This window comes from Butyrivibrio sp. AE3006, from assembly GCF_000424165.1.
Classification (GTDB): domain Bacteria; phylum Bacillota; class Clostridia; order Lachnospirales; family Lachnospiraceae; genus Butyrivibrio.
Genome location: NZ_AUJJ01000008.1, coordinates 108,281 through 120,852, shown reverse-complemented (window position 1 = coordinate 120,852; position 12,572 = coordinate 108,281). Strand labels below are relative to the sequence as shown.

At 42.3% G+C, this 12,572-nt stretch carries 10 protein-coding genes; all 10 read right to left on the bottom strand.

The annotated features are described in order from the left end of the window. Positions 1-36: 36 nt before the first annotated feature. The 10 genes from G603_RS0104885 to chvE all read right to left on the bottom strand — a co-directional run bounded on the left by G603_RS0104885 (position 37) and on the right by chvE (position 12,450). Entirely contained in the window at positions 37-936 is a 900-nt protein-coding gene (locus tag G603_RS0104885) for a carbohydrate ABC transporter permease (RefSeq protein WP_026523761.1), read from the bottom strand. Continuing rightward, entirely contained in the window at positions 937-2,064 is a 1,128-nt protein-coding gene (locus tag G603_RS0104880; RefSeq protein ID WP_026523760.1) for an ABC transporter ATP-binding protein, read from the bottom strand. Continuing rightward, positions 2,064-2,927 (bottom strand): PHP domain-containing protein, encoded by an 864-nt coding sequence (locus G603_RS0104875; RefSeq protein ID WP_026669486.1) that lies wholly within the window; start codon positions 2,925-2,927, stop codon positions 2,064-2,066. Before G603_RS0104875 ends, G603_RS0104880 begins: the two co-directional genes overlap by 1 nt. 67 nt (positions 2,928-2,994) lie before the next feature. Further along, positions 2,995-3,705, bottom strand: coding sequence for a thiamine diphosphokinase (locus G603_RS0104870; protein WP_026523758.1), 711 nt, complete (start codon positions 3,703-3,705; stop codon positions 2,995-2,997). Between the two features lie 755 nt (positions 3,706-4,460). Continuing rightward, entirely contained in the window at positions 4,461-5,552 is a 1,092-nt protein-coding gene (locus tag G603_RS0104865; protein ID WP_026523757.1) for a substrate-binding domain-containing protein, read from the bottom strand. Between the two features lie 31 nt (positions 5,553-5,583). Continuing rightward, positions 5,584-6,978 carry a GGDEF domain-containing protein gene (locus G603_RS0104860; RefSeq protein ID WP_026523756.1) on the bottom strand — a complete coding sequence of 465 codons (1,395 nt, stop codon included), beginning with the start codon at positions 6,976-6,978 and terminating at the stop codon, positions 5,584-5,586. Between the two features lie 134 nt (positions 6,979-7,112). Then, on the bottom strand, positions 7,113-8,219 hold the full coding sequence (locus tag G603_RS0104855; protein WP_026523755.1) for an acyltransferase: 1,107 nt from the start codon (positions 8,217-8,219) through the stop codon (positions 7,113-7,115). Between the two features lie 181 nt (positions 8,220-8,400). Beyond that, a complete protein-coding gene (gene mmsB, locus G603_RS0104850) occupies positions 8,401-9,591 on the bottom strand; it encodes a multiple monosaccharide ABC transporter permease (protein WP_026523754.1) in 1,191 nt (396 codons plus the stop codon). Beyond that, complete coding sequence (mmsA, locus tag G603_RS0104845) at positions 9,584-11,140, bottom strand: multiple monosaccharide ABC transporter ATP-binding protein (protein ID WP_026669485.1); 1,557 nt, start codon at positions 11,138-11,140, stop codon at positions 9,584-9,586. Before mmsA ends, mmsB begins: the two co-directional genes overlap by 8 nt. A gap of 116 nt (positions 11,141-11,256) precedes the next feature. Then, the gene (chvE, locus tag G603_RS0104840) at positions 11,257-12,450 is read right to left on the bottom strand and encodes a multiple monosaccharide ABC transporter substrate-binding protein (RefSeq protein ID WP_026669484.1); all 1,194 of its coding nucleotides are present in this window, start codon (positions 12,448-12,450) and stop codon (positions 11,257-11,259) included. Between the last annotated feature and the right edge of the window lie 122 nt (positions 12,451-12,572).

Here is a 12,572-nt window from a genome sequence, read left to right as displayed (position 1 = left end):
ATACGTTATGTATTAAGGTCATGCTAAAGCCCGTAATTACTGGTAATAAACGGTCTTCTCGCTGACGAGAAGGTTGATTATGGTAATCGTAAATACTATGGCAAAAAGTATGATAGCTGCTGCCGATGCGTAGGATGGATATCCGCCGCTGTTTCCGTAGAGCATGTCGTAGATATAACCAACTATAGTGTTCATTCCCGCAGCGTTAAGGTCCGTTCCAAAAAGTGCAACCTCGTCGCTGTAGGCCTTGAAAGCTCCGATAAAGCCTGTGATCACAAGATAAAATACCATGGGCGAAATCATGGGCAGCGTTATCTTGAAAAAGATTCTGAATTTTGGTGTGGCATCAATTTTTGCAGCCTTGTAATAGATAGGGTCTACGGATGCCAGATTACTTGTAAGAATCAGGATTTTAAAGGGCAGTACCACCCAGATTGTGTAAAAACACATAACAAACATCTTGGCAGAATATGGTCCGTCTATGAAATCAACGGATTCGCCGCCAAAGAATCTTATAAGCAGATTAACCATTCCGTCTGTGTAGGCGGTTTTCTGGAAAAGGATCATGAAAACAAGTCCTACCGCCAGAGTGTTGGTCACGTATGGAAGGAAAAAGATTGTCTGGAAAAGTTCACGAAGCTTATCGATTGAACTTAAAGCCAGCGAGATTATAAGTGCAATGCCCGTGGAAAGCGGCACTGTTATAAGCACGATAATAAATGTATTCTTAAGGGCCTGAATAAAATATGGATCATGAAGCACATAAGAATAATTGTAGCCACCTATACCAAAGTAGCTCTGGGATGCGAAATTATAGCCCTCCTCAAAGGAATATATGAAAACATCTATCATGGGATAGACCAAAAACGCTCCCAAAAATATGATTGCAGGCAGTAAGCACAGCCATGCAGTTAAAGTCTGTTTTTTACTATTCATTTAATGAAGCACCTTCCCCGTTTTTGCATCAAAAATATGAATCTTGTTAGGTTTAATATTAAATGCCACTTCGCCGCCGGGAGTCTTGATCTCTGTGCCGGATGCGATAATTGCACGTATCATAGTGCCTTCAAAATATTCGTTGGCACAAAGGATACTTGAATCTCTACCCATTACTTCAAGCTTTCTGAATTCGCAGATAAGTCTCTCCTTATTATCAGAGGCTTCGCTTCTGCCATTCCAGCTATCATCCGGAATGAAGCCTTCGGGCCTTATACCCACGAAGACATCTCTGTCTTCAAAGTCTTCTTCCATCATCATGATTCTGTCATTTCCAATGAAAACAGTGCCCGCTTTGACAACGCCTTTAAATACGTTGATCTGGGGCGTCCCAAGGAATTTTGCAACAAAAAGGTTATCCGGCTTGTCATAGACATCCTGGGGATTGCCATGCTGCATGATCCTGCCATCCTGCATAACCACTATGGTGTCGCAGATACTCATGGCTTCTTCCTGATCGTGGGTTACAAAAATTGTGGTTATACCTGTTTCCACCTGAATTCTCTTAAGCTCTTCTCTGGTCTGAAGCCTTAGTCTCGCATCAAGGTTTGACAGAGGCTCATCAAGAAGCAGAACCTTTGGTTGCTTTACAAGAGCTCTTGCTATGGCAACTCTTTGCTGCTGACCACCTGACATCTCTGAAGGCTTTCTGTCAAGGAGTCCTTCTATCTGCACAAGCTTTGCGGTCTCAAAAACCTTTCTGTCCATCTCATCCCTGGTCATTTTGTCCTTACCGCGAAGGTTCTCTAACGGGAATCTGATGTTTTCTCTTACATTCAGATGCGGATAAAGCGCATAGTTCTGGAAAACCAGACCAACTCCCCTGTTTTCCGCAGGGAGCTCAGTGACATCATCATCGCCAAAGTGGATTTTGCCATTGGTTGGTTTTTCAAGCCCGCTTATAAGATTAAGGACTGTACTTTTTCCGCAGCCTGAAGGCCCAAGAAGTCCAATAAGCTTGCCATTTGGAATCTCGTAGTCAAAATCATTTACGGCAATGACATCCTCTTTTATTTTTTTGTTTCTGTTTGGAAATTTTTTGGTAAGATGCTCCAAAACTATTTTCATTAATAAGTCCCCCAAGATGTATTTATGGTCGTAAATCCTGCTTTTTGATAATTTCTTAGAAAAATATCACTGTCTGCATTCATAATAAGATCATTTGGAAAGTCTATCTCATTAAGCTCTGCCATTAGCTGCGGCATCTGTCCCACCTTCGCCGCTGACAAAGCCCCTGAATCTGCGCATATCATAACATTTTCTTCTGCGCACTTTGTAAGAAGGCTCCTGATTCTCCTTACTGCGTCGTCCCCATATAAAAAGCTCTGCTCGTCAATTTCTACAGGTTTATGTAATTCCTTGCATACCCTGAGGAGTTCATCCATGTCGCAGCTGAGCTCTGTCTTGCAAAGATTACCCAGCATCAAAACCTTGCTGTCTCTAATGACATTTATGTACATCTGCGTAGCCTTCGCTTCGCTTATTTCCATGGGTTTCCATCTGCTGCTTACCCCTGCAACTATAAAATCCGGAGTAAAAATGATATCGCCTGGGTACTCTTCTTTCCCTGGAAGTCCTATTCCGAAAAGATATCCCTCAGGACTAACTATATCTGCTTCGCAGCCGTACAGAAGCTTTACTCCAAGGCTTTCACGGATGAGAACATCCTCCTGGCCATCGAGGTTTTCACTGATCGGAGCTTCCTCCTGGTCTCCGGCTTCCTCATTTGCAGCATCCCAATCCGTGGTTTCGTTTTCTGAAAATCCCGCGCCTGCGGAGTCCTCATCAACCACCAATGCGCTGAAGGGATCTGTTACTGCCAATAGCTGAATATCCCTGTCTCTTGCAGCTTCGATATTTTCCTGTAATGTGGATACCCCGCCTGCAGAGAAAAATGTGTGTGTCCGCAGGTCGTTCCTTATCTTATTCATTGTTTTCGCTTATCCTTTTAAATATATAGCCAAAACTGTTACATTGGTAGCCTTTTTGATATAAATCTTAGAATTTCTCGCTCTTTACCTTTATTATGAAAAGCTTCCCTTCTCTTACAGAAACTGTTGCTCTGCTGCCCGGTGCCACTTCATTACTTATCCCTACCGGGAAATCCATGGTAAGCTCTACGTCTTTAACATTGTACTTGGCGCCTTCTATTGTGACGCCGCTTGCATCGCCCCCTGCAGGAAGCACAGAAAAGAAACTAAAGTCATCGCCAATTTCTGCAATGTTGCTGGCAGTTCCCAGACTTTTACCGGCTTCTGCTATTCCATTATTTTCAGAGATTCCTTTATCCACCGAGGCGCATCCGCCTGAAATCAGGCTGATCTCCGAGTAGTCATCAATTATCATCCCGGAAAGTCCCTGCTTTTCAAGCATTATCAGAATCGCCATGTTTCCAAGGCTATGATCGAATCTCTTTCCAATCGCTCCTATCAGTATAAATTCCGTAAATCCACGCTTTATGGCTTCCTTAACGGCATAGACACTGTCTGTATCATCTTTTTCCGTTGGCAGCTTTATAAGCTCAACCTCTGTTTCAGGCACAGGATGTGAATCAAAATCCCCGATTATAAGATCCGGCTTAACCCCCAGCTTTTCTTCGTGATAGAGCCCGCCATCGCAGTATATACAGAAAGTCTCCTCATCAAAATGGGACTTCACCCATTCATAATTCTTTATTTCCGAACCCGCTATTATTGCGCACTTTTTCATAAATATATTCCCTTTTTCTAAAAGTGTTTCTACTCCCCTATAAAAGCTACGATTTTTTTGATATATACCTAATAACGTCTGTTATGGTCATCTGAGGTATACTCCGCACAAAAAACATCTTTCTTTTTACAAAAGTGTTCCTAAAATATGTTTACTGTTCCTTTTTACACAACATATATAAGAAAGGCTCTTAAGCCAAATTTATATACCTATTTCTCCCGTAACTTCTCGCCAAGTATATAAATTGAAAATAATAATTAGACTTATATACTTTTTTATATGCATTTCCTGTAGTACTCAGCCCATGTACTTATAAAGCACAGAAAAAAGTATATAAATTGACATTATATTTCTATCTTATATACCGGCCCTGCTCAGTCGCTTACAAAAAGATATATAATTACTATGTATTTTTCAATCTTATATACCTGTCTCCAAGTATTCATTTTTTACAACAACACAACTGTAAAATAGGATAAAAACATAAAGTGCAAAGTGAGAACTGAAAAATAGAATTCATCAAATCCTTTTTCAATTCGAATAATCCCAATTTACCTCCTACAGCCACATCTATATAAAAATGGATTAAGCATATATTCCCTCATCAAAAAAGACAGATGATATACCATCATCTGCCTTATATTATAATCCTTTATGCCATGTTGTGACTATATTACAGCTACGTTTTAATATAATAGCCAGAACCTGCGAATATATATGTTCGCAGGTTCTGACCATTAACTAAAACCTAACGGTTATTTAATCCTGTCAAGAATTTCCTGGGCGTTGTCCTTTGTGACCATCACATAGTCGCAGCCGATGTAGTGGTCGTTGCCGGCACCCTTCATGTAGTTGATGGTTGCGGCTGCTGCCCTGTGTGACTGATCAAAGTAATCATTGAAGACCGTTCCTGTAATTGATCCATCAATTACATCGTCCAAAGCCTCCGTCAGCGCATCCACGCCAACAAGATAAATGTCTTCTCCAACGGTCCTGCCTGCTTCGTTAATGGACTCCAGTGCGCCAAGAGCCATTGAATCGTTATTACAGAAAACAACCTCCGTCTCGGGATGCTTTTCAAGTGCTTCCTTTGAGAGCTGCTTAGCTGACTCTCTGTCCCAGTTTCCAACCTCGTCGTAGAGACACTTTACGCTCCAGCCTTGATCCTCCAGTGCCTTTACCGAAAACTGCGTTCTGTACTGGGCGTCGATATTCTCAGGATCGCCCTCTATCATAATGTATTGAACTATGTTGTCATCATTCTGGTCAACCTTTTCAAGGCCGATATCCACGATGATATTTCCCTGAAGAGTTCCGGACTGCCTTGCATCGCAGCCAACGTATGTAACTTCCCAGCCGTTATCAACCCATCTTTGCTCCTCGGCAACATCAGGCTCTCTGTTTATATAAACAAGAGGTATCCCTGCACCAACTGCCATGTCAGTGATACCGGCTGCTTCCGAGGTATTTACCGCATTGATGATAAGAACATCAACGCCGTTATCAATCATCGTCTGTATCTGCTGATTCTGCTTTTCCTGACTGAGCTCTGAATCCTCAACAGTGATGTTTTCCTCTGAAAATCCCTGGTCAACCAGATAGTTTACCAGCTCATCCCTGTAAAGGGACATAAAATTATCATCAAACTGATATATGCAAATACCGATTTTTTTCTGTGAAATGTCATTACTGCTTTCTGTGGCAGTATCCTGTTCTGCTGTCTCAGCGCTTTCTGCCTCCGCCGATTCTTCTGTGTCTGCTGACTCCGACTCTGCCCCGGCGCATCCGGAAAGCATCGCTGCTGCTATCACCCCGGCCATGAATAAACTGCCCATTTTCTTCTTCATATGCATTCCTCCTCGTGCCTAAAAGGTAGTTTTATCTCTTCTTTTCCGGATATTTCTCGTAAAAACTGTTCTTTTCCTTGCGCATCTGCTGGTAGGATTCTCTAAGGGCAGCTCTGATATCACCTGTATCCTCGTCAGTAAACCAGCCAATGGAAAGGTGAACACCCTCGGGATCGCTGCCAAGTTCCCGAAGCTTTCCAATCTTTTCTTCAAATTTCTCTTTGCTAATCCCCTCTGCAACAACAGAGAATTCTTCGCCCGCTGAGCGGAAAACCTGAGACTCCTTAAACACTCCCCTTAGAATCTCTCCTGCCTTGGCAAGAGCCTCGTTTCCGGCGTCGTGTCCACCCTCGGCGTTAAGGGCCTTAAGTCCGTTCATGGCGCATATTGCTACTCCGAAAGGAGCTTTTTGATATTTAAGTCTTGCATCCAGCTCATCAACCACTCTGTTCATGGCTGCTCTGTTGCGAACACCTGTAAGCATATCAAGGCTTGTGAGCCACTCAAGTCTCTTTAAGAACTCGCTGTTAGCCATTTCAGATGCAAGGAAAAGAGCCATAAGCTTGGCTGTTTCTTTTATTTCACTTTCTCTCTCCGCATCAAAACTGCTGATAATAAGATATCCCTTTGTCTGCTGCTCATGGGAAAGAGGAACAAGGCACACATTGCTTGCGCCTTCTGTTTTAAGAAGGTTAGCCCACTTATCGGGAATTCTGCTGTTGTTTTCAATTTCGCTCATATCCCTGATTATGAAGCTGTTACTGTCACCAATGATCTCATCCCAGGCTTCAACTATTTCAAAAGGAACCTCACTGAAAAGCTGCTCTGCTGCAATGGATCCATCTCTGATGCTCTGTCCTATGATCTCCGCCTTCTTTTTCTCGTTATCTGCAGAAACGACACAAACAGAAACAGCGTCTGCAAAATTTCGAAGATCATCCAATACTTCGTTGAGGTTAGCCTTAAAATCTGCACCTTTTTTAAGGCTTACGCTGGTTTTCATAACAAAGCCTGCGACAATGGGAGATATAGCAGAAAACTTATCCGGCTGCATCTCTTCGTCTAATCCATATATGAACTGGCAATATCCAGTTTTTCCATCTGATGAAGGTTTTAGTGGAAGAATAAGATTCTCAGACCATCCGCCATAGAGCTCCGTGGTGTCGATATACGTATGAAAACGCTCACCTTCGAAGGCAGATTTAAAGCACATGTCGTCAAACTCTGCTTCCTGTCTGATAAATTTGGTATATAGTTCGCCCTCTGTGTTTTCTCCTGTCATGCTGAATTTGTCATTAGCTGCAACAATCCTGATTTCTCCGCAGGTTCCATCAGGATTCTTCTCAACACTCATAACTGCACATGGATCAACACAGCTCTCAGCTATTATCTTAAGCTTTTCATAATCCGGATTATTAGAGCTCATTCTTCACCTCCTGGGCGGTCTGATAGATATTATTATTCTATCATAATTTGCATTATAGAAATAAAAATACGATAAACTGAGTATTTAATTTATCTAAATAATCCCGAGAGTCACTGTTTCTGCGGAAACTTAGGTTATGCTGTATACTTTCTTCCCTTTTGCCAGGTCTTATCCAAAAGTGAAATAAGGGGCTTTGTACAGAAGCTGTAGATCATATAAATCACAAAGCCTGCCACATAAATTCCTGCTGCGGATATAAGCATGGAAATAACTAAAAGCACAGGGCTTCCCTCAGCAAAAGCCTGAATATTGCAAAGAGGAAGGAACCTTACATGTACCAGATACACTGTAAATGACGCTGCCGAAAGCGTATTGATAACCTTGCTGCTTCCAATCTTCAGATTCTTGAATATAAGGAAAAGAAGCACCGCTTCTATGATCACAAGTGGATTATCGTAGTTCCAGGCTACACTTTCAAAAACGTCCTTTTTAAGAACAAGCTTATCAAAATACGTCCAAAGAATGATAATCGCCGCATCTAAGATAAACCAGACAAGAAGCTTTCCAGTAGTAATCTCCTTTGATGTGAAAGATTCGCCGTTTTTATCCATATCCCTAAGGGAGCATCCTATGAGATACATAAATACAAAGATCACAATGGTATAGCCTGACTGGGCGCCGTTTATTCCAACACTGCTAAGACCGTTCATAGTCCTTCCGGATACTGTTTTTGCAATCTCAATAAGTGTAGGATAAACCGAGAATACGATCAGCATCAGTGTCATAAGTCTCTTTTTCCCTGTCGCATCAAGGCCTTTCCAGGCAAGATTTATGTATGGTGAAAAAATATAGAGCGCACCGTAAATAAAGACGAACCAGTTTACGGGCATGAAGAATGATAAAAATACATCTGTATCAAATCCGCCGCCATTTCCAAATATAAATATTCCAAAGAAAACAAGACCCAGTATCAGGAGCTGTAAAATAAGCTCTATGGGCTTTAGCAGATCTCTCTTATTATTATCAGCAAGAAAATAACCTGATATAAGCACAAAAAGATTAACCGCACAGATAGAAAGCGCCTCAAAGAAAATCATGATGAATTCATTTACGCTGCCGGATGCTGCATAGCCAAATCCGCCGCCAATTGTAGCGTTATTGTAATGAAGCCATACAACTCCGCAGGCTGCAAGGATTCTCAATAATTCAATATTTGATTGTCTACTTTTACGATCCGCCACGTTTGGTGCTCCTATCATAGCTGTTTTGTTTCTAAATAAAACTTTAACGATTTATCAAACCTAATTATATATCTTTTCGCGCACGTTAGTCTATCGTGCTTTTTAATCATATTTACAGTACAAAAAATCCCCGGAAGAGATAACTCTTCCGAGGATAATATGCTTAAAACAATTATTTTTCTTAGTTCTTTGCGATCATCTTTCCGCCGCGCTTTGATACTACGTCGAAGATAACGGCTGCAAGAAGAACGACACCCTTTACAACCTTCTGCATGTTGGCATCAACGCCCATAAGTGACATACCAAGGTTGATAACACCCATGAGAACCGCACCAACGATAACTCCGGGAACTGTACCGATTCCGCCGTAAGCAGATGCTCCACCGATGAAGCAGGAACCGATAGCGTCCATCTCATAGTTCTGGCCGTATGTAGGCTGAGCTGATGTAAGACGTGCGATTGTGATCATACCTGCAAGTGCTGCAAGGAAGCCCATGTTGGTGTAAGCAAGGAAGTAAACCTTGTTTGTGTTGATACCGGAAAGCTTTGTAGCCTTCTCGTTACCACCTACTGCGTAGAAGTAACGTCCAACTGTTGTGTTGTTTGTAATGTAGCCATAAACAAGAACTACGATCATAACCCAGATAAGAACTGTAGGAATACCCTTGTGCTGTGCAAGCTTGTAAGCAAAGAGAATGATTACAGCTGAGATAGCGATTGTCTTTGCAAGGAATCCAGCGAAGTTCTCTACTTCGTAGTTGTTCTTTGTTCTCTTAACACGTCCTGATACTCTGAGGATTACGTAAATTGCTGTTGCAAGGATACCACCAAAGAGACATGTAAGGTTAAGTGCACCGTTTCCGAAGATGTCATGTACATAGCAGTCAGCACCGCCACCGAACAGGTTTACAAATGATGTCTTATCCTTGATAGAAACTGTAAGTCCGTTAAGAACTACGTTTGAGATACCTCTGAATGCAAGCATTCCAGCCAGTGTTACGATGAAAGGAGGAATTCTTACAAATGCGATCCAGAATCCCTGGAAAGCACCGATTGCTGTACCGATGAGGATCATGCAAATGATTGCAAGCGGGATCGGAACGTTGAGGTTAACCATAAGTGTTGCACCTACAGCGCCTACAAAGCATACAACTGATCCAACTGAAAGATCGATGTTACCACCGGTTAAGATACACAAAAGCATACCTGTTGCAAGTACGAATACGTATGCGTTCTGTGAAATCAGGTTACTTACGTTCATAGGCAGAAGAATTGCTCCGCCTGTTCTCCATGAGAAGAATGCTACTACTATGAGAAGAACAATTATCATAGTATTTTTCTTTAAAAAGCCAAGTACTTGGTTCTTATCCATTGTTTACCTCCTTATTTCCGGATGACTGTAATATCTTAGTCATTATCTTTTCCTGTGTTGCTTCTTTGCCATCGAGCTCTCCAACTATCCTACCCTCGTTCATGACATAAACTCTGTCACACATTCCCAGAATTTCCGGAAGCTCTGAAGATATCATAATAACTGATTTACCTTCAGCTACGAGCTGATTGATAATGCAGTAGATCTCATATTTAGCGCCGACATCGATACCTCTTGTAGGCTCATCAAGTATGAGAATATCGGGATCCGCAAACATCCACTTTGCAAGAAGAACCTTCTGCTGGTTACCACCTGAGAGGTTGCCAACGTTCTGTTCAACTGTGGGTGCCTTGGTCTTAAGCTTTTCTTTGTAATCAACAGCAACCTTATACTCTTTATCTTTATCGATGATCTTGTGGCTGCTGACTGCATCAAGATTAGCAAGTGTTGTATTTATCTTGATAGGATTGGAAAGGATAAGTCCGTTACCCTTTCTGTCCTCAGTAACGTAAGCAAGCTTGTGCTTGATCGCATCCTGAACAGTGTTCAGATGAACTTCCTGTCCCTTGATGAATACCTGTCCTGAGATGTTCTCGCCATAGCTCTTTCCGAATACGCTCATTGCAAGCTCAGTTCTTCCTGCGCCCATGAGTCCGGAAATACCCAGAACTTCACCTTTCTTTACCTTGATGCTTACGTTATTAACGATTTTTCTCTCATTATATAAAGGATGGTAAACATTCCAGTTCTTTACTTCCATCATGATCTCTTCGCCAACATGATGCTCTCTCTTCGGGAAACGATCTGAGAGTTCACGTCCAACCATGCCCTTGATGATTCTGTCTTCTGACAGGTCATCTACACCCTTTGTAAGGGTCTCGATTGTAGAACCATCTCGGATGACTGTGATCTTATCAGCTACATAAGAAATCTCATTGAGCTTATGAGAAATGATGATTGAAGTAAGATTACGCTCCGCTTTCAGCTTGAGAAGCAGATCAAGAAGTGCTTTTGAATCTGTCTCGTTAAGCGAAGAAGTAGGCTCGTCAAGGATAAGCAGTCTGGCATCCTTTGAAAGTGCCTTTGCTATCTCAACAAGCTGCTGTTTACCAACACCAATATCCTTAATCAGTGTCTGTGTACTGTCTTTAAGTCCGACAATATCCAGATATTTACGAGCAAGTGAACTGGTCTCGTTCCAGTTGATCTTAAATTTGGTTCCCCGTTCGTTTCCAAGGAACATATTTTCAGCGATTGTCATGTAAGGAATAAGTGCCAGCTCCTGGTGTATGATAACAATACCCTTAGCTTCACTGTCCTTAATATCGTTGAACTTACAAACCTCAGAATCGTATTTGATATCCCCTTCATAGGTTCCGTACGGATAAATACCGCTAAGTACGTTCATCAGTGTGGACTTACCAGCGCCATTCTCACCAACAAGCGCATGAATCTCGCCCTCTTCCACCTGAAGATTTACGTTATCCAGAGCTTTAACACCGGGGAAGGTTTTGGTGATATTTTTCATTTCCAATAATATCTTCGCCAAGATTACCCCTCCTTTATTCACAATAGGTTAATTATTTTTTACTGGTTTAAAAGTTTTGCATACAATGGGCGGGTCTAAAGCAGGCCCGCCCTATAAGTATTTTGTTTTAGATTAGCTTACTGAAGCTGATCCTCTGTGTAATAACCGGAGTCGATAAGGAGCTCTTTGTAGTTATTTACATCAGCGAATACGGGCTCGCAAAGGTATGAAGGAATAACACCTGTGCCGTTGTCATATGTCTCTGTATCATTTACAGGAGCATCTGAGCCCTTCATGATAGCGTCAACCATCTCAACTGTCTTAGCTGCAAGATCACGAGTATCCTTGAAGATAGACATTGACTGCTTGCCTGCGATCATGTTCTTAACGTTAGCTACGTCACAGTCCTGACCTGTGATGATTGGCCAATCACCTGTGTAGTTAGCTTCAAGTGAGTTTGTAGCACCGAGTGCTGTAGAGTCGTTTGAGCAAAGAACTGCATCAAGCTTTGTTCCGTCAGCATAGTTTGCAGAAATGATAGCATCCATTCTTGACTGTGCTGTCTCTGTTGCCCAGTTAGCTGTTGCAACGTCGTCGAACTCAACCTGTCCGGACTTAACTACAAGCTTGCCCTCGTCGATGTAAGGCTTAAGAACGTCCATTGCACCGCCGTAGAAGAATCTTGCATTGTTGTCACCGGGGTCACCTGTGAAGATCTCAAGGTTGTAAGGGCCATCTGTGTTGTCAAGATCAAGCTGATCTCTGATGTACTCACCCTGCTTTGTTCCAACCATGTAGTTATCGAATGTAGCATAGTAGCTAACAGCGTCAGAGTTCATGATAAGACGGTCATAAGCGATAACAGAAACGCCTGCTTCCTTAGCCTGCTCAAGAACTGTTCCAAGTGAATCACCATCGATAGAAGCGATTACAAGAACCTGTGCGCCTGAGCTGATCATGTTCTCAATCTGAGAAACCTGAGTAGCGATATCATTTGATGCATACTGAAGATCTACTTCATAACCTGCATCCTTGAGCATCTGCTCCATGTTTGCACCATCCTGGTTCCATCTCTGAAGATCCTTAGTGGGCATTGCTACACCAACCTTGCCGCCGCCTGCTGCTGTGTCCTCTGTAGCTGTCTCTTCAGTAGCTGTCTCCTCTGTAGCAGCTTCCTCAGTTGTCTCTTCTGCAGCAGGAGCTTCTGTAGCTGTCTCCTCAGCTGCACCTGTGTCAGTTGTTGCCGGAGCTGAGCTTCCGCCGCCGCATCCTACGAGCATTGAAGCTGCCATAGCAACTGAAAGAAAAGTACCTAAAAGTTTTCTCTTCATTTTGTTTCCCTCCCTATGAGAAATTATGAAAAATTTTACGGAATTTGTTTTCCGTTCCTTACAGTAAACAATCTATCATAAAAGCATTAGGAATAATTTACGACATTCTTCAAATTTTTATC